The sequence below is a fragment of the Streptomyces sp. CBMA291 genome, from assembly GCF_014596525.1.
Lineage (GTDB): Bacteria > Actinomycetota > Actinomycetes > Streptomycetales > Streptomycetaceae > Streptomyces.
Genome location: NZ_MSJP01000108.1, coordinates 1 through 18692, shown reverse-complemented (window position 1 = coordinate 18692; position 18692 = coordinate 1). Strand labels below are relative to the sequence as shown.

14 protein-coding genes are annotated in these 18692 nt (G+C 74.3%); 13 read left to right on the top strand and 1 reads right to left on the bottom strand.

Translation table 11 applies throughout. The features are described from left to right. The first annotated feature begins 48 nt into the window (after window positions 1–48). The 3 genes from BU197_RS26475 (at window position 49) to BU197_RS26465 (ending at window position 2441) form a co-directional block, all read left to right on the top strand. Entirely contained in the window at window positions 49–1341 is a 1293-nt protein-coding gene (locus BU197_RS26475) for an ATP-binding protein (protein ID WP_411158538.1), read from the top strand. Between the two features lie 64 nt (window positions 1342–1405). After that, window positions 1406–1828, top strand: a complete 423-nt coding sequence (locus tag BU197_RS26470; protein ID WP_317452135.1) for a nucleotide pyrophosphohydrolase — start codon at window positions 1406–1408, stop codon at window positions 1826–1828. A 127-nt stretch (window positions 1829–1955) separates the two neighbouring features. Then, complete coding sequence (locus BU197_RS26465) at window positions 1956–2441, top strand: DUF6099 family protein (protein WP_188270822.1); 486 nt, start codon at window positions 1956–1958, stop codon at window positions 2439–2441. 121 nt (window positions 2442–2562) lie between these two features. On the opposite strand, the gene BU197_RS26460 is transcribed toward BU197_RS26465, so the two are convergent. Beyond that, a complete protein-coding gene (locus BU197_RS26460; protein WP_188270821.1) occupies window positions 2563–3039 on the bottom strand; it encodes a hypothetical protein in 477 nt (158 codons plus the stop codon). Between the two features lie 247 nt (window positions 3040–3286). Here BU197_RS26460 and BU197_RS26455 point away from each other — a divergent pair, with 247 nt between their 5' ends. From BU197_RS26455 to BU197_RS26410, 10 genes are all read left to right on the top strand, one after another. Then, window positions 3287–4210, top strand: a complete 924-nt coding sequence (locus BU197_RS26455) for an LLM class F420-dependent oxidoreductase (protein ID WP_188270820.1) — start codon at window positions 3287–3289, stop codon at window positions 4208–4210. Between the two features lie 14 nt (window positions 4211–4224). Further along, window positions 4225–5139 carry a homocysteine S-methyltransferase gene (gene mmuM / locus BU197_RS26450; protein ID WP_188270819.1) on the top strand — a complete coding sequence of 305 codons (915 nt, stop codon included), beginning with the start codon at window positions 4225–4227 and terminating at the stop codon, window positions 5137–5139. 76 nt (window positions 5140–5215) lie between these two features. Beyond that, the gene (locus BU197_RS26445) at window positions 5216–6676 is read left to right on the top strand and encodes a 3' terminal RNA ribose 2'-O-methyltransferase Hen1 (RefSeq protein WP_188270855.1); all 1461 of its coding nucleotides are present in this window, start codon (window positions 5216–5218) and stop codon (window positions 6674–6676) included. Then, window positions 6673–9219 carry a polynucleotide kinase-phosphatase gene (locus BU197_RS26440; RefSeq protein WP_188270818.1) on the top strand — a complete coding sequence of 849 codons (2547 nt, stop codon included), beginning with the start codon at window positions 6673–6675 and terminating at the stop codon, window positions 9217–9219. The genes BU197_RS26445 and BU197_RS26440 overlap by 4 nt, the downstream gene beginning before the upstream one ends. 499 nt (window positions 9220–9718) lie before the next feature. Further along, the gene (locus BU197_RS26435) at window positions 9719–10444 is read left to right on the top strand and encodes a Crp/Fnr family transcriptional regulator (RefSeq protein WP_188270817.1); all 726 of its coding nucleotides are present in this window, start codon (window positions 9719–9721) and stop codon (window positions 10442–10444) included. Between the two features lie 89 nt (window positions 10445–10533). Then, window positions 10534–11499 carry a hypothetical protein gene (locus BU197_RS26430; protein ID WP_188270816.1) on the top strand — a complete coding sequence of 322 codons (966 nt, stop codon included), beginning with the start codon at window positions 10534–10536 and terminating at the stop codon, window positions 11497–11499. Then, window positions 11496–13928, top strand: coding sequence for a hypothetical protein (locus BU197_RS26425; protein WP_188270815.1), 2433 nt, complete (start codon window positions 11496–11498; stop codon window positions 13926–13928). The genes BU197_RS26430 and BU197_RS26425 overlap by 4 nt, the downstream gene beginning before the upstream one ends. After that, the gene (locus BU197_RS26420) at window positions 13925–15556 is read left to right on the top strand and encodes a hypothetical protein (RefSeq protein ID WP_188270814.1); all 1632 of its coding nucleotides are present in this window, start codon (window positions 13925–13927) and stop codon (window positions 15554–15556) included. Before BU197_RS26425 ends, BU197_RS26420 begins: the two co-directional genes overlap by 4 nt. 239 nt (window positions 15557–15795) lie before the next feature. After that, the gene (locus BU197_RS26415; RefSeq protein WP_188270813.1) at window positions 15796–16242 is read left to right on the top strand and encodes a Pycsar system effector family protein; all 447 of its coding nucleotides are present in this window, start codon (window positions 15796–15798) and stop codon (window positions 16240–16242) included. A gap of 8 nt (window positions 16243–16250) precedes the next feature. Next, on the top strand, window positions 16251–18692 hold a 2442-nt coding region (locus BU197_RS26410; protein WP_223184138.1), incomplete at its 3' end, for a vWA domain-containing protein.

Sequence of the window (18692 nt, the reverse complement as noted above, 5' to 3'; positions counted from 1 at the left end):
CCGGTTGTCCCGGCCTCGGCCGCACAGAACCCGGACCCGGCCGGTCCGGTGCCGGCTGTCCGGGCCTTAACTGTTCCCGCCTTCGCCGCCCCGGCCCCGGCAGCTCCGGTCGCCATCCCGCCTGTAGCCACCGCTCAGGCCGCCACCCCTTCGGTCGCCACCCCTCCGGTCGCCGCTCTCGCTCCGCGTGAGCGGCGGACCGGGGGCGGCGGCGAAGGCACCCTCACCCGGCCCGCCGTCACCGAACTGCGTCTCTCCGCCTTCGCGGGCCACCGCGCCGCCGTCCTCTCGCTGGGACCCGTCACCCTCTTCACCGGCGCCAGCGGCAGCGGAAAGTCCACCACCCTCAGGGCGTACGAGGCCCTCTCCCGGCTCGGCGCGGGCGACCCGCTCGAAGAGGTCTTCCCCGACGCCGCCGACTGCGTCCCCGAATGGGCCCGCCCCGACGCCCAGGGCAGGCGCGGCTTCCGGATCGGATGCACCGTCGACGGGCCCCAGGGCCCCGTCCACCTCGACCTCGCGATCCAGGCCGAACCCCAGCTCCGTATCGTCGGCGAACGCCTCACCGGCCGAGGCCACACCCTGCTCGCCACCGCCCTCCGCGACCCAGGCCGTTCCAGCGTCCAGGCAGAGTGGCGCACGGCGGGCACCACACCGGTCACCCGCGCTCCGTTCCCCGACGACCTTCTCGGCACGGCCCTGCTGCCGCTGCGGGTCGCGGGCAAGACCCGAGGACAGCTGGAAGTCCTCGCCGCCGCCGAACAGGTCGTCATCGGGCTCCGGTCGGTCTTCGCCTGCGACCCCCGGCCGGAGGGAATGCGGGCCCCCGTGCCCCCGGGCGAAGGGCGGCTGCACCGCGACTGCGGCAACCTCGCCGAGGTCCTGCACCGCACCCACACCGACTGCCCGCGCCGCCATCAGCGCCTCGCGTCCGTGTCGAGGGCGGGGTGCGTGGGTCCGGTCACGGGGCTCGGCGTGCAGGAACTGCCGGAGGGGCTCGTCCGGGCGGTCCTCGAACGAGGCGGTCGGCCCGTCACCCCGCTCAGCCGTCTCGGCGACGGTGAACTGCGTTACCTGGCCCTCGCGCTCACCCTGCTCACCGGCCCCGGAGTCCTCGCGATGGACCGGATCGCCGAGGTGCCCGACGCGATGCAGTGCCTGACCCTGCTCATGGACGGCTTCGACCGGGGACTCGACGTCCGGCAGGTGCGCGGGCTGCTCGACCTCGCCGTGGACATCGCCGCCGACGGACACATCCGGCTCACGGGCACGGTCGGCGAGCGGGCCGCGGAGGAGGCACGCCGGACGGCGGGAGTGACGGTGGTCGATTTGGCGGAGTGAGGGGCGGCCGTCGTCGGCCTCGTCGGGACCCGTCACCCGGCGGGCGGGTGGTAGACCTGATCGGGTGACGGACAACGACGTAGTGGGACTTCAGCGCAGGCTGGCCGCGTTCGCGGCCGCCCGCGACTGGCAGCCCTTCCACACTCCCAAGAACCTGGCGGCGGCCCTCAGCGTGGAGGCGTCCGAACTGCTGGAGATCTTCCAGTGGCTGACGCCCGAGCAGGCGGAGCGGGTGATGGACGACCCAGAGTCGGCGCACCGGGTCGCCGACGAGGTCGCGGACGTCCTCGCCTATCTCCTCCAGTTCTGCGAGGTCCTCGGGGTCAACCCGCTGGAGGCGCTCGCGGCCAAGATCGAGCGGAACGAGGTCCGCTTTCCCGTACGGAGGAGGGGCGGGGGAAGGGAGGCCGCCGAGAAGACGCCTGAAGAGGCCCCTCCCGAGGCCTCTTCAGGCCTTTCGGAGGAAGGTCGTCACTCTTCGGAGTGATCGACTTGTCCACATCGGGCTGCCTGTCCACAGATTTCCGAATTCCTCTGCTGTTGGGGCTCAGGTCGCCTCACTCTGGGTAATGGAATGAATGGGCGGACAAGTCGTGTGAACGGGGGCGGTGTTGATGGAGGCGGAACGGCTCATCGCACTCGGCCGGCAGGCGCTGGCGGAGAGCGGAACGGCGCAGGACATCGTGGCGGAGGCCTGGCAGGCGCAGGCGCTGGCCCAGGCGATAGGGAATCGGCTGGCGCTCTGCGGGCCCCAGGAGCTGCGGGGCGAGGCGCGGGGGCTGAGCGAGATCGGGGAGTCCCCCGCGTGGGGCGACGGTGGGCCGAGGGCGGCCCGGCTGACGGAGGTGTCGGACCCCCAGAGGGCGCTGACCGCGCTGGGGTCGCTTCTCGGAGAGGTGGGCATGGCGCTGGTCGGGGTGGCCTGTGCCACCGACGAGGAGGGGCTCTACTGGGCCTGTATCGAGGCCATCGACGCGGCGGACGAGTCGAGCGACCGGGTGCGGGGGATATTGCACCGCCTCGCGGTCCGGGAAGGAGAACGGGCCCGCCCTCCCGACCGCGCGCGCGACCGGGAGGGTTTCGGACGGGGCCTGTCGTGAGGGGAGCGGAATCCGAAGAGACGCAGGCGGAGTCCGGCGCCAGGGGCGTCGGGCCGGTGAGGAGTGGACGGGAGGCGTCGTGGAGGGAGCGGGAGGCGGCGTGGAAGGCGTGGGAGGTGCTCTAGAAGCGGTGGTGCTCGTGCTGCTCGGGCTCGTCGTGGTCCGCCGCGTGGCAGCCCGGAGTGCCAGGGCCTGGAGTGCCGGGGCCCGGGGTGCCGGGGCCTGGAGTGCCGCGCCCCGGAGCGTCGGGGCCCGAGGGCTCGTCGCCGGGAGCGGGAGCACCGTGGCGGGGAGCCCTGTGGCGGGGAGCGCCGTGGCCAGGAGCACCGTGGCCAGGAGCGCCGTCGTCGGAAGCGCCTCGGCCCGGTGCCTGGCCGGCCGGGTCGCGCTTCGCGGTGCCGTGCTCGGCTTCCTGGCGGGCGTCGGCGGCGGGCCGCAGGTCGGCGTCCCATCGGGTGAGGTCGGCGGTGAGCGCCGCCATCAGTTCCTCCATCCGCCGGAGCAGCCCTCCGGGGGCACCGGAGGGCTGCGGACCGGGTGCGGATCGTGGCGTCGACTGCTCGGGTACGGCCCGCTCCGGCGCGGCATCCTGGGACATGGCGGTCTCCTCGGCCCGGCCCCGCCGCCGAGGACGGGAGTACGGGAGAGAGCGGCGCACCGGCATCGGCCGCAGGCGCGCGGGCCGGGGGGTCCGGCTCCGCCGGGCAGAACGAGGGGTGCCGGGCGACGGTCACCGGCCGGGCCGGGCGGTCAGCCGGGTGCCCGGAATGTTCACCCGGCCGAGCCGGGGCCGACCGGAGGCTGACGGGGAGGTTGACAGGCACCGGGCGGTGCAGGATGGAGGCATGGACCTTCGCATCTTCACGGAGCCCCAGCAGGGGGCCGACTACGACACCCTCCTCACGGTGGCCCGTGCCACCGAGGACCTCGGGTTCGACGCGTTCTTCCGCTCGGACCACTACCTCCGGATGGGGGCCGCCGACGGGCTCCCCGGGCCGACGGACGCCTGGATCACCCTGGCCGGGCTGGCCCGGGAGACCAAGCGGATCCGGCTGGGGACGCTGATGACGGCCGCCACGTTCCGGCTGCCCGGTGTCCTCGCCATCCAGGTCGCCCAGGTGGACCGGATGTCCGGCGGCAGGATCGAACTGGGCCTCGGAGCAGGCTGGTTCGAGGAGGAGCACCAGGCCTACGGCATTCCGTTCCCGAAGGAGAAGTTCGGCCGGCTGGAGGAGCAGCTGGCGATCGTCACCGGTCTGTGGCGGACAGAGGTCGGCAAGACCTTCGACTACGACGGCGAGTACTACCGGCTCACCGAATCGCCCGCGCTGCCCAAGCCCGCGCAGGACAGGATCCCGGTCCTCGTCGGCGGACACGGCGCGAAGCGCACGCCGCGCCTGGCCGCGCGGTACGCGGACGAGTTCAACATCCCGTTCGCCTCCCTGGAGGACAGTGAGCGGCAGTTCGGCCGGGTCCGGGCCGCCGCAGAGGCGGCCGGGCGGGCGCCCGACGACCTGGTGTACTCCAACGCGCTGGTCGTCTGCGTCGGCAAGGACGACGCGGAGGTGGCCCGGAGGGCGGAGGCCATCGGGCGGGACGTGGACGAACTGAAGGAGAACGGGCTCGCGGGCTCGCCCGACGAGGTCGTCGAGAAGCTCGGACGGTACGCGGCCATCGGTTCCTCCCGGGTCTACCTCCAGGTCCTCGACCTGGACGACCTGGACCACCTGGAGCTGATCTCCGCCCGGGTCCAGTCGCAGCTGGGCTGAGCGGGGGCGGTCCGATGAAGCCGGTCCGTACGGTGGCCGAGGCCCTCGCGGAGGACGTGCTCCTCCTCGACGGCGGGCTTTCCAACGAGTTGGAGGCCCAGGGCTGCGACCTCTCGGACGCGCTCTGGTCCGCACGGCTCCTCGCCGACGGACCCGAGCGGATCGAGGCGGCCCACACGGCGTATGTACGGGCCGGCGCCCGGGTGCTCGTCACCTCCAGTTACCAGGCGACGTTCCAGGGCTTCGCCGGGCGAGGAGTCGGCAGGGAGGAGGCGGCGCGGCTGCTCGTCCGGAGCGTGGAGCTGGCGCGGGCGGCCGGGGAGCGGACCGACGACGAGGTCTGGGTGGCCGCGTCGGTGGGACCGTACGGCGCGATGCTCGCGGACGGGAGCGAGTACCGGGGACGGTACGGGCTGTCCGTACGGGAGTTGGAGGCGTTTCACCGGCCGAGGATCGAGGTCCTCGCGGGGGCGGCGCCGGATGTGCTGGCCCTGGAGACGGTGCCGGACGCGGTGGAGGCGGAGGCGATGCTGCGGGCGGCCGAGGGGTGCGGGGTGCCCGTATGGCTCTCGTACACGGTGGAGGGAGGCAGGACAAGGGCCGGGCAGGATCTCGCGGAGGCCTTCGCGGTCGCCGAGGGGAACGAGCAGGTCGTGGCGGTCGGGGTGAACTGCTGTGACCCGGCGGAGGCGGGGGAGGCCGTGGGGTCGGCGGTGGCCGTGACCGGACGGCCGGGTGTGGTCTACCCGAACAGCGGGGAGCGGTGGGACGCCGGAACGGGGGAGTGGCGCGGCGGCCCTGCCTTCGATCCGGGCCGAGCCCTCGGCTGGGCCGCTTCGGGGGCCCGTCTGATCGGCGGCTGCTGCCGCGTGGGCCCCTCCGCGATCAGGCGTCTCGGTGCGGCGCTCGACGCGTACCGAAACCGATGAAGAGGCGTGCCCCTCCCGGAAAATGCCTCGTCAGAGCGGGTGGTGGTGGACATACTCGGTGGGGTGTTCCTGACCCATCAGTACGACCGGCAGCCCGGAGCGACCCGCGACCGACCTCGGATTTCTGCTGCACAAGCATCCCGAGCGGACGCAGGCGTTCTCGACCGCGCATGGCACCGCGCACGTCTTCTACCCGGAGGCGGGCGACGAGCGGTGTACGGCGGCGCTACTCCTGGAGGTGGACCCCGTGGCGCTGGTGCGCCGCGGCAAGGGCAAGGGCCGGGGCGGCGCCCCGGACTCCGCGCTCGCGCAGTATGTGAACGACCGGCCGTACGCGGCGTCCTCGCTGTTGGCCGTGGCGCTCGCGCGGGTCTTCAAGACGGCGCTGCACGGAGTGTGCAAGGCCCTGCCCGAGCGGGCCGAGGCGCCGATCGCGCTCCGTGTCGAGGTGCCCGTCCTGCCCGCGAGGGGCGGTGCGGCCCTGGTGCGCGCGTTGTTCGGGCCGCTGGGCTGGGACTCCGTGGAGGCGGAGCCGGTGGTGCTGGACGAGCGGTTCCCCGAGTGGGGCGACTCCCGGTATGTGCGGCTGGTCCTGGAAGGCGAGATGCGGCTCGCGGACGCCCTCAACCAGCTGTACGTCCTGCTGCCGGTCCTCGACGACGCCAAGCACTACTGGGTCGCGCCCGACGAGGTCGACAAGCTGCTGCGCGCCGGGGACGGCTGGCTCGCCGGACACCCCGAGCGGGCGCTGATCACGGACCGGTACCTCTCCCGGCGCCGGGGGCTGGCCCGGGAGGCGAACGAGCGCCTTGAGCTGGTGCGGCTCGCCGAGGCCGAGGGGCTGGAGGTCGAGGACGTGGACAACGCCGTCGACGAGTCGGCGGACACCGAGGAGAAGCCGGTGCCGCTGGCCGAGCAGCGGCGGGGAGCGATCCTCGCCGCCCTGACGACGGCGGGAGCGAGCCGGGTCCTCGATCTGGGCTGCGGCCAGGGACAGTTGGTGCAGGCGCTGCTCAAGGACGCCCGGTTCACGGAGATCGTGGGGGTCGACGTGTCCGTCCGGGCCCTGACCGTCGCCGCGCGACGGCTGCGACTGGACCGGATGGGCGAGCGGCAGGCCGCCCGCGTCACCCTCGTGCAGGGCTCGCTGGCGTACACCGACAAGCGGCTCGTCGGCTACGACGCGGCCGTGCTCAGCGAGGTGATCGAGCATCTGGACCTGCCGAGGCTGCCCGGCCTCGCCTACGCGGTGTTCGGCTCCGCCCGGCCGCGTACGGTCCTGGTGACCACGCCGAACGTCGAGTACAACGTGCGCTGGGAATCGCTGCCCGCCGGACACGTCCGGCACCGCGACCACCGGTTCGAGTGGACCCGTGAGGAGTTCCGGGGCTGGGCGGAATCGGTCGCGGGACGGTACGGGTACGGCGTCGGGTTCACCCCCGTAGGACCGGACGACCCCGAGGTCGGGCCGCCCACCCAGATGGCCGTCTTCACCCGCGCCGACGATCCGGCCAAGGAAAAGGAGGGACAGGCGTGAACACCGTCCAGCGCCGTACGCTTCCCGTCACCGATCTGTCCCTCGTGGTGCTGGTCGGGGCCACCGGTTCCGGCAAGTCGACCTTCGCCCGGCGGCACTTCAAGCCGACCGAGGTGATCTCCTCGGACTTCTGCCGGGGCCTTGTCGCCGACGACGAGAACGACCAGTCGGCGAGCAGGGACGCCTTCGACGTCCTCCACCACATCGCGGGCAAGCGGCTCGCCGCCGGGCGGTTGACCGTCGTCGACGCGACCAACGTGCAGCAGGAGGCACGGCGGCAACTCGTCCAGCTGGCCCGTTCGTACGATGTGCTGCCCATCGCGATCGTCCTCGATCTGCCGGAGGACGTGTGCCGCGAGCGCAACGCGCACCGGCCCGACCGGGCGGACATGCCCGCGCACGTCATCGCACGGCACCGGCGCGAGCTGCGGCGTTCGCTGCGCGGACTGGAGCGCGAGGGCTTCCGCAAGGTCCACGTCCTGCGCTCCGTCGAGGAGGTCGAAGCCGCCGAGGTGGTCCTTGAGCGCCGCTTCAACGATCTGCGCCACCTCACCGGGCCCTTCGACGTCATCGGGGACGTCCACGGCTGCCGGTCCGAGCTGGAGACCCTGCTCGCCACGCTCGGCTATGTCGACGGACACCACCCCGAGGGCCGTACGGCGGTCTTCGTCGGCGACCTCGTCGACCGGGGGCCGGACTCGCCGGGGGTGCTGCGCCGGGTCATGGGGATGGTCGCGGCGGGCGACGCCCTGTGCGTCTCCGGGAACCACGAGAACAAGCTCGGCCGCCTGCTCAAGGGCCGGAAGGTGCAGGTGACCCACGGTCTGGCCGAGACGGTCGAGCAACTGGGCCGGGAGAGCGAGGAGTTCCGGGCCGAGGTCGGACGGTTCGTCGAGGGGCTGGTCAGCCACTACGTCCTCGACGGCGGCGACCTCGTCGTCTGCCACGCCGGGCTGCCGGAGAAGTACCACGGCCGCACCTCCGGACGGGTCCGCTCGCACGCGCTGTACGGGGACACCACCGGGGAGACCGACGAGTTCGGCCTGCCGGTGCGCTACCCGTGGGCGGAGGACTACCGGGGGCGGGCCGCCGTCGTCTACGGCCACACCCCCGTGCCGCACACCTCCTGGCTCAACAACACCCTCTGTCTCGACACCGGAGTCGTGTTCGGCGGGCGGATGACCGCGCTGCGCTGGCCCGAGCGCGAACTGGTCGACGTACCGGCCGAACGCGTCTGGTACGAGCCGATCCGGCCGCTCGCGGGCGAGACGCCCGACGGACACCCGGCGCGCCCGCTGGACCTGACCGACGTGCACGGACGGCGGACCGTCGAGACCCGGCGGCTCGGCAACGTCGCCGTACGGGAGGAGAACGCGGCGGCGGCTCTGGAGGTCATGAGCCGGTTCGCGGTCGACCCCCGGCTGCTCGCCTATCTGCCGCCGACGATGGCGCCGACCGCCACCTCGAAGGAGGAGGGCTATCTGGAGCACCCCGCCGAGGCCTTCGCCCAGTACCGGGCGGACGGCGTCGAGCGGGTCGTGTGCGAGGAGAAGCACATGGGCTCCCGGGCCGTGGCCCTGGTCTGCCGGGACGCCGTCGTGGCCCGCGAGCGCTTCGGCATCGACCACGAAGGGGTGACCGGCGCGCTCCACACCCGGACAGGACGGCCCTTCTTCGACGACCGGGAGGTCACCGAGCAGGTCCTCGCACGGCTGCGGAGCGCGATCGGCGCCGCCGGGCTCTGGGACGAGCTGGACACCGACTGGCTGATCCTCGACGGCGAGCTGATGCCATGGTCGCTCAAGTCCACCGGGCTGCTGCGCGCCCAGTACGCGGCGGTCGGCGCGGCCTCGGGCGCGGTTCTGCCCGCGGCGGTCTCGGCGCTCGAACGAGCCGTGGCGCGTGGGGTCGGCGAGGTCGGCGGGCTGCTCGCCCGGCAGCGGGAGCGGGCGGTGGACGCGGCGGCGTTCACCGAGTCCTACCGCCGGTACTGCTGGCCGACCGAGGGCCTGGAAGGGGTGCGGTTCGCGCCCTTCCAGCTCCTCGCGGTGCGCGGGCGTTCGCTGGCGGGGGAGCCGCACGACAGCCAGCTCGGGTGGCTCGACCGGCTCGTGGAGCACGACCCGACCGGGCTCCTCCAGGTCACCCGGCGGCTGTTCGTCGACACCGGGGACGAGACCTCGGTCCGCGCGGGCATCGACTGGTGGCTGGAACTGACCGGTGCGGGCGGTGAGGGCATGGTCGTCAAGCCGTTGGCGGCACTGGTCCGCGACAGGAAGGGACGGCTCGCGCAGCCGGGCGTGAAGGTACGCGGCCGGGAGTATCTGCGGATCATCTACGGACCCGAGTACACCCGGCCGGAGAACCTGGAGCGGCTGCGGCAGCGCTTCCTCGGGCACAAGCGTTCGCTCGCGCTCCGTGAGTACGCGCTCGGTCTCGAAGCACTCGACCGGCTCGCGGACGGGGAGCCGCTGTGGCGGGTCCACGAGGCGGTCTTCGCGGTCCTCGCCCTGGAATCGGAGCCGGTGGACCCGAGACTGTGAGACGGCGGGGCCCGCGCCAGGGGGACCTGGCCGGGCCCTGCCGCCCCTTCTGCGGCCGGCTCCTCCCACCCCGGCGGGGGGAACCGTACGGCCGGGCCCTGCCCCGAAGCTCCTGCCCCGACGCCCCTGCCCTGAAGTCCCCGCCCTCCGTCCCGGTGCCCCCGCCACCGCCCCCCGTCCCGCAGGCCCGCACCGCCTCTCCGCTCCCGCGCACCGCCCCCGCCCGCCCCCGTCGGGCCTTCGCAAGGTCTTCGAGGGGGCTTCACGCGGTCTTCGCAGGGGGCGCAGGGATGTCCGGGGGCAGCGCTCCCACGCGCCCCCCGTAACCGTTGACGCCTTCTTTTGCACCCTCTAGCGTTCTCACCCCATGACGTGACGCAGCGTCAATACTGTGACGCCATACGGCGGATGGGACGGGGAGGTACCCGCGAGCGGGCCGGTCGATCACCGGCGGCGGTCTTCCCCGGAGGGCCCGAGGACGGTACAGGGGTGAGCGAGGGTGAGTCTCTTCGGCCAGGACAGGGCCTTTCTCCACGCCCTCCCACCGGCCGACCGCACGACGCTGCTCGCCGAGGGCGCCCGCCGCGTCTACGCCTCCGGCGAGGTGATGATCCGCGAACGCGACACCAGCGTCTACGTCCTCGCGCTCCTCTCCGGCTGGGCCGTCGTCTCCGTCGGCACCGAACGCGGCTCGCGCCTCATCCTCGCCCTCCGGGGCGAGGGGGAGGTCGTCGGCGACCTGGCAGCCGTCGACCGGCGCCCGCGGAGCGCCACCGTCACCGCCCTCGGCAGGGTCGAGGCGGTGGCGATCTCCGGCGACCGGTTCCGGCGCTTCCTCGCCGCCCGGCCGCACGCCACCTCGCTGATCCTGCGCCAGCTGGCCACCCGGCTGCGCAGTGCCGACGTGGAGCGCCGCTCGCTCGCCTCCGAGACCGTGCTCCAGCGCCTCGCCGCCCGGCTCGTCGAGCTGGCCGAGCGCGCCGGGCGGCGGGACGGCGCCGGAACCGTACTCGAACTCCCGCTGCCGCAGCACGATCTGGCCGCCGCCATCGGAGCCACCCGCGAGGCGGTGGCCAAGGCGCTGCGGCTGCTACGGGAGCAGAACGTGGTCCGCACCGCGAACCGCACCGTCGTCATCCTCGACAAGCGGGTCCTGGTGCTGCTCGCGGCGGGGCACGCGCACCCCGGCGGGGAACCGGCGGGCGAATCTCCGCCGGGTGTGTAAACGGCTACATCGCCGGCCGCGCCACGCGGCCAGTCTGGACGTGGCACCACGGCACGAACGCCACCGGGCATCACACAGGGAGTCCGAGAGTGAGCACTGCGGTACGGAACGGGCGAGCGGACGGGGAACCGGCGGGAATCCACCGGTTCGTGGTCTTCGGGGACATCTGCGGCTCCGGGACCCTGGACCTGGCGGAGAAGAGAGCCCAGCGGGCGGCGATGTACTCCGCCTTCGAGGAGGCGTACGACTCCGTCGGCGTCGAGCCCGGCACCTTCCACCAGGAGGACCGGGGGGACGGCGTGCTCGCCGCGCTGCGGCCCGACGTGCCACCGGCCCTGATGGTCGGCCGGTGGATCGACACCCTGTACGAGAGCCTGCGCGCCTGCAACCAGGGGCGGAGCAGGCGGCTGCGGCTGCGGATCGGGATGAACGCGGGGCTCGTCGTCCAGGACCGGCACGGTCTCGTCGGGCGGGCGGTGGACCTCGCCGCCCGGCTCTGCGACAGCCCCCCGGCCAAGCGGCTCATGGACGGGGCGCCCGAGGTCGACCTGCTGGTCGTCGTCTCGGACTGGTTGTACACGAGCGTGGTCGCCGAGGGCGGGCCGTACGTGGAGCCCCGCCACTACCGGGCGGCCCGCGTCCGGGCCAAGGAGACCGACGAGACGGCCTGGTTCCACGTACCGCGCAGGACCGAGCCGCCGCTGTCCGGGCCCGACCGGGATCCGTCGGGCGAGGACGAGGGGGCACCCGCGCCCCCCTCCCCGTTCCCGGGCACGCCCCCGACCTCGTCCGCGCCCGAGAGGGAGCGGGCGGCACGGACCGGCGTTGGGCCGTCGCGGGGGGACGGCCCAACGCCCCGGTCCGGGGGCGGGAACCGTACGTACCAGGTGGGCGGCGATCTGGTCGACGTCCACGGCAACACCATCCACGGCGGGTTCACCGGCATCCGCAAGAACGTGACCCCGCCGCCCGGCCCGGGAAGGACGGACCGGGGCTGGGACCGGGACGAGGACACGGTCGCGGACACCGGGCCGAGGGCGGGTGACGCGAAGTGAGCGACGAGGACGAGGGCGCACCGCACGACGACCCCGACCCCGGAGGAGGGCCCGGCGACCGGGAGGACCGAGACCGGGGCGATCGAAACGACCGGGGCGACCGCGGCGATCGAAACGACCGGGGCGACCGGCACGACCGGGGACAGCGGGACGAGCGGGGGCACCGGAGCGACCGAGGGGGACGCGACGGCGATACGCGCCGGGACGGGGGCGAGGGCGGCGAACAGGCGCCCCGCGAGCCCAGCGTCTTCGAGACGGCCGACCGGGGCCCGCTCGGCGGCGAGAGCGAGACCGGCGGCGCCGCCACCGCCCGCTGGGCCGTCCGCACCTGGGCCGCCGGCAGCGCCGACCGGCTCACCACCATCCACGGCGACGGCACCGTCTTCGAGGGCAACCAGTTCTTCGCCCTGTACGGCTCCGACCGCGCCGCGCACTTCGTCCAGGGAGCCGTGCCGCAGGAGACGCTCGACCACCTCGGGCGGGTGTACTGCGCGACCGCCGCCTACTCCCGGATGCGCGAACGCCTCCGGGACCACCGTGTCCTCGTCCTGTGCGGCGAGCCCGGCAGCGGCCGCAAGGCCACCGCGCTCGCCCTGCTCGACGAGCTGACCGGCGGCAAGGTCTTCCGTCTCGACCCGCGCCACGGCGTCGACGAGATCACCGAGGACGTCCTCCAGGAGAACGGCGGCCATCTCCTCGAACTCCTCGCCGAGGACGTCCGTGCCGAGATCGAGCCGCCCGCCGCCCGGGGCGACGGCGCCGGTCCGCGCCGCCCCCCGGCCCGGCTCAGCGAGCTGCACCTGGACCGCTTCGGCGATCTGCTGCGCGGCCGGGACGCCTACGGTGTCGTCCTCGTCGAGGACGGGGAACTCGCCGACCGGCTGCTGCGCGGCCGCTACGGGATGTACTGCGCGCCGCCACCCGCCGAGGAGGTCCTGCACCGGCACCTCTGGTATCTGCTGCGCGCCGAGTCCGGCGAGGCGCTCGCCGCCGCGCGGGCGCGCGCCGGGCGGCGGGACGTCACCGCCGCCCTCGGCCTGGAAGAACTGCGGCCCCGTGAGGCCGCCCGGCTCGCCGACCATCTCGCCCGGCACTGGCGCGGCGAGATGACGGACGAGCAACTCGTGGCCGAATGCGGCTCCTTCGTCCACGCGCAGGCCCGTGAGTGGTTCGCCGGAGCGGATCGGCCCGGTGTGCTCCCCGAGGCGCTGCCCGCGCTGGGAGCCGGGGCGTTCCGTATCGCCGTCGCCGTCTTCAACGGTTCCGCCTACAGCCTTGCCGCCGAGGCGGCCGAGCTGCTGGCCTGGGAGTTCGCCGTCACGCTCGACCCCGAACACGCGCCGGGGCGCCGCCTGTTCGGTACGCACGCCGAGCACCGTCCGATGCGGGCCCGCGCGGTCCTGGAGGACGGTGAGCTGGACCTCGGACCGGCCAAGGTGCCGGTGCGGGCGGTGCGCTTCCAGGGCGAGGCGCTGGCCAGGGCCGTCCTCGGCGAGGTCTGGCACGGCTACCACAACGTGCGCGGCCCGGTGGCCCGCTGGCTGCGGGCGCTCTGCGACGACTCGCGCCCCGAGGTGTGGGTACGGGCCTCCATCGCGGCCGGAGTGCTCTGCTCCTGGGACTGGATCCACGGCTTTCGCGAACTGATCGTGCCGCTCGCCGCCGCCGACCAGCCGGTGGCCCGGATGGCCGCCGCCACCGCCCTCGCCGAGGCGGCCCGCGACCCGCGCGTCCGGCCCGCCGTGGCCGACGTGCTCAAGGAATGGGCGAAGTCGGGCCAGGACTCCCTGGTCAGGACCGCGCTGCTCGCCCACGGCGGTGTCCTGGCCGCCGGAAGCGTCGACGGTTCGCTCGACGCGCTGGCCCGGGTCGTCAGGACCCGGGAGGCAACCGACGGCGACGTCCTGGTGCCCGCCTCCTTCAGCGTGGCGCGGCTGCTCGCCTCCGGCGAACCCGAGCCGGTGCTCCTGCGGCTGCGGCAGTGGCTGGAGGACGGGCGGCTCAATCTCGCCAACCTCGTGCACCTCTCCGTCATCCGGGCGCTCAGCACCCGCACCACCCATCTGTGGGGGCTGCGCGAGGTGCCCGAACTCGACCGGCACGCGGCCCGCCCGCTGCTCGTCGCCCTGCTCGCCACCCGTCCGGAACTCGCCCCTCAACTGGCCTGGTTGCTACAGCACGCGCTGGCCACGGCCCGATCCGGGGAAGCAGCCCTTGAGGCATTGGGCGGTCTGCTGCGGCGGGCCGCCAAGGACCCCGAGTCGCTGGGGCACGTCTGCGATTTCCTGCCGCTCCTCGCGGTGGACCGCAGGGACCGCGACCGGCTCAGGGGCTTGTTGAACGAACTGGTCAGGGACCGTGACCGGCCCCTGGACCGTGGCGCGGCGCGCCGGACGTGGGACGCCGTGACGGAAGGAGTCAACCGATGACCGGGTCCGAGCAGCACGGGAACCCGCGACCGGACGAGCGGGACCGCCGGTCCGACCGGGACCGCGCGTCCGACCGGGACCGCGACGGGCGCGACCGGCGGGAGCGCCGTGACGAGCGCCTCCGCGACGGCCGCGCCCGCGCCGGGGACGACCGGGAACGACAGCGGTTCGACGACCGGAACGGCGACCGTGACGGGGACCGGAACGCGGGCCGGAACGCGGGCCGCGAAGGCGAGGGCACGGGCCGGGACCGGGACGCCGATTCCGGTTCCGGTTCCGGTTCCGCCGCGTGGGAGCGTCCGCGCGGCCCGCTGATCGGCGAGTTCGCGCCCCCGTACCGGCGCAGGAGCGGCCGGGTCGCGGCCGTCCTCCTCTACCGCAACGGCGGCCATCGGATCGTCTGGCCGGACCGCGTAGAGGACGTGAACAAGCCGTTGTTCGGCGTCCCGTACACCGTCTTCGAGGTCCGTCTGGGCCGGAACGTCACCGAGTTCCGGCTCCGGCTGCCGGCCGCCGGGGACGGTGTCTTCTTCGAGGCCGTCGCCAAGGTCCAGTGGATGGTGACCGATCCCCACCTCGTCGTCCGCGAACAGGTCGAGGACATCGCCGAGTTCCTGCACGACGAACTCCTCGACGGGCTGCGCAGGCTCTCCCGCAGGTTCCGGATCACCGAGGCGCAGCGCGCCGACGAGGCCGTACGGGAGGAACTGAACACCGGGCGCCTCGCCTTCGGCCGGGACATCGGGCTGAAGACCCGGGTCCTCGTCTTCATCGACCTCGACGACTCCGTCAAGGCGGAGGTCTCCCGGCGGGACCGGGCCGACGTCGCCATGGAGGCCGACGAGCGCGTGGCCGAGGCCGAGCGGCGCCGGGACGCCGCCGCGCGGTCCCTGGTCGCCGAGCGGGCCCGTGAACTGGAGGCCCTGTTCCAGCGCGGCGACCTCGCGCAGATCGCCCACCACATGGCCATGCACCCCGAGAAGCAGTGGGAGATCCGCAACCAGCTCCAGCAGGAGCGGCGGGAGGGCCAGGACGACTACCTGGCCGTCTTCAACCGGCTCCTGGACACCGGGGTCCTCGAACGGCACGACATCGGCGAGCAGATGTACCAGGTCCTCATGTATCTGCGGACCCAGACCGGCAGCGTGCTCAACGACATCACCACCCGGGTGCTCAACCCGCCGGGGGACACCGGGCGCCGCCGTCTCGACCCCGGCCCCGCCCTGCCCGAACCGAGCCTCCCGGACTGGGACGAGGAGCACGGGGAGGAGGAGCACGGGGAGGAGGAGCACGGGGACGCCCCGCGCGACCCCCGGGTCTACGAACCGACCCGCGTCGAGTCGGGCTCCGAGCGGGAGCGGGAGCGGGAACGAGGGAGGGAGCGGGGCCGGTCGCGTCACCGGGGCGAGCGCCGTGACGATGTCCGGGACGACCCCCACCCGGGCCGAGGAGACGGCGGCCACGACCGGTACGACCAGGACGACCCCGACGGGCGGACGGACTCCTACGAGCGCGGCGACCGCTACGACCGGGACGACCCCTACGACCGTGAGGGCGGCGACCGGACCCGGCGGACCTCCCGCCCCGGCAGGGCCAGTTCCGCCTTCGACGACTGGGACGAGACATGACCGTGCCGGGCCCGGCACCGGACCCCCCTACGGGCCCCGCCGCGGACTCCCCTACGGGCTCGCCACCGGGTCCTGTGCCGGGTCCCGCCCGGGACCCCGCTTCCGAAGCCTCGCCGGGGGCCGTGGCCCGGGGTGGGGCGGGGCCAGGGCGGGGCTCCGTCGTCGGGGCCGGGTCGGAGAGCGGGCCGGGATCCGCGCCGCGACCCGTTCCCGTACTTCCCGAAGAAGAGCTCAAGTTCATGGCCGAGCATCTGCTCTCCACCGTCCGTGAGGACATAGGGCGGGCCGACACCAAGGCCGCGATCCTGCTCTCCGGCGCGCTCGCCTTCCTCGCCGTCGTCTTCTCGGGGGAGCGCAGCCCGCTGCCCACCGAGGGGCCGGGACTCGTGGTCCTGCTCGTGGCGGGCGTGCTGTGGACCGCGGGCGTCGTCATGCTCGTCTCCGTGGTGCTGCCCCGCACCCGCGTCGGCGCCGACCGCACCCTGTTGCGCGAGCTGACCACCGGCCCTTCGGGGGCCGCGCTGCGCGCCCGGCTCGCCGGTTCCGGTTCCGGCTCCGCCGACTGGCTTCTCGAACAGGCCGGTGTGCACGGCCTCGTGCTCGCCGCGAAGTACCGGTGGCTGCGCCTGGGCGTCTTCGCGCTCGCGCTCGGCGCCCTCCTGGCCCTCCTCAGCGAACTGTGGTGAGAGAGAACATGCAGTGGACCACCAAGGGGAGCCTGCTGCTCCTCGCCGGGGTGCTCGTCGCCCTCTCCGGCCCGTACGCCTCCGCGCACGCCCCCGGCGCCCCCCTCGCCCCGTACGCCTCCGCCGACCCCGTCGAAGGGCCCGATCCGCTCGACTTCGCCGTCGTCGTCGACCAGTCGGCCAGCCTCGCCGACAAGGACCTCGCGCGTGAGACCGAGGCGGCCGGACTGCTCGTCCAGGGCGAGATATCGGAACGTTCCCGGGCCACCGTCATCGGCTTCGGCAGCTCGGAGAAGGCCGGCCAGTCGCCCGTACGCGACATCTGCGAACCGACTGTCGCCGACGCGGCGGGCCGCGAGCGGCTCAGCACCTGCGTCCAGCAGCTGAACCGCCGCGACCGTGACCGCATCGGCCCCGGCACCGACTTCCCCGCCGCCGTCCGGCAGGCCGTCACCCGGCTCACCCAGGACGCCCCCGCGAGCGGCAAGCCCGCCGCCCCGAAGCCCGCCGCCCCGAAGGTCCCCGTCCCGAAGGTCGTCTTCCTCCTCACCGACGGGAAGCTCGACGTCGCCGACAGCCCCGAGTACGGCACCGACCGCGAGAGCCGGCAGGCCAACGGCGCCCGCAGGCTCACCGAGGAACTCGCCCGCGCCCGGCGCGCCGGAGTCCAGATCTGGCCCCTCGGCTTCGGCGGCGAGATCGACCGGTCCGCCCTCGGCGCCATGGCCGCCGGCGGCTACCAAGGCGCCTGCTCCGACATCCCCGGCGCCATCCCGCACATGCGGGTCGTCGACACCTCCGCCGGGATCGACCAGGCACTCCAGGAGACCTTCGCCGCCGCCCGCTGCGCCCGGATCGCCAACGGCACCGTCGGCAAGCCCCCCGCCGACCTGACCGTCACCATCCCGCCCATCGCCACCGACGGCTCCCTCACCGTCGCCAAGCACGACCCGAAGGTCCGGGTCACCTACTACGATCCGGCCGGCCGCAAGGTCCCCGCCCGGGGCGAGTTCGACGGCTCCGTCTTCGAGGTCAGCGGCCAGAACGGCCCCGTCGAGGCGCTGCGCGTCAAGAACCCGCTGCCCGGCCGCTGGCGGGTGCACATCGAGGCGCCGGAGGGCCACCGGGACCGCGAGGTCGCCGTCCGGGCCATCTGGCAGGGGCGCCTCCGCTCCACCGTCGTCCTCGACCCGGCCTCCCCGCGCCCCGGCGAGCCGGTCAAGGTGGAGGTGCGGATGCAGACCCGGCGCGGGGTCGTCATCACCGATCCGCGCCAGCTCACCGGGCTCGCGGTCACCGCCGAACTCAGCGGGGACGGCTTCCGCCCCGTCGGCTTCCGGCTCGCCGACGACGGCAAGGCCCCCGACGCCAAGGCCGCCGACGTGCGGTTCACCGGTACGTTCACCCTGCCCGCCGGAGCCACCGGCGACCTGGAACTCCGCACCCGCATGGCGGCGCCCGGCATCACCTCCGACCGGCGCCCGCTGCACGCCCGCGCGGCGGCGGGCGTCCCGCTCGTGACCGCCGGGATCGTCACCGACGCGACGACCGTGTACCCCGGCGGCACCGTCCACGGCACCCTCGACGTCACCAACAACGACTCCGCCCCGCACACCCTGCGCCTCGCCCTGGCCGACCAGATCCCGGGCGCGGAACTCGCCGTCGCCCCGGCGACCGTCACCGCCCCGCCGAACCAGGCCACCCGGGTCCCCTTCACCATCGGCCTCGGCGAGGACACGCCCCTCGGCGAACTCGGCGGCAGGGTCGTCGCCATCGACACCACCGACGGCGACCGGGCCCTCAACGCCGCCTTCCTCGACATCCGGGTGAAGGCCCCGCCGACCTGGTGGGAGCGGTGGTGGAAGGCCGTCGTCGCGGGCGCGGCCGTCCTCCTCCTCGTGGGCGTCCTCGCCGGAATCCGCCTCGCCGCCCGGCGCCGCCGCCGCGACCTCACGGGCGTCACGCTCGTACTGCGCCGGGACGGGCAGGAACTGGACTCCCTGACCATCCGCAGAGGCCAGAGCCCCGGCGGCGCCTTCGCCTTCACCGTCGACGACCCCCACGGGGCACCCCCGACCCTCCGCCGCCTCTCCGGCGGCGGCTCCTCCGCCGCCCATGTGCTGCGCCGCAACGGCGCGGGCGAGCTGCTGCTACGCCCCCGGGGCGGCGGCCAGCTCCCGGTCAGACCCGGCGAGCCGACCGGGATCGGCGACCACGAACTGGTCGTACGGGGCGGCGGCTCGGCCTCGGGCGGCGGGCGCGGGGGCGGCGGGCGGGGTGGGGGGGGGGGGGGGGGGGGGGGGGGGGGGGGCGGGGGGGGGGGGGGGGTGCAGGGGCTGGAGGTGCCGGGCCTGGGGGCGCCGGACCTGCGGATGCGGGGTCTGGGGCGCCGGACCTGCGGATGCGGGACCTGGCATGGGCCACGAGCCGGATGGCGCGGGCGAGGCCCA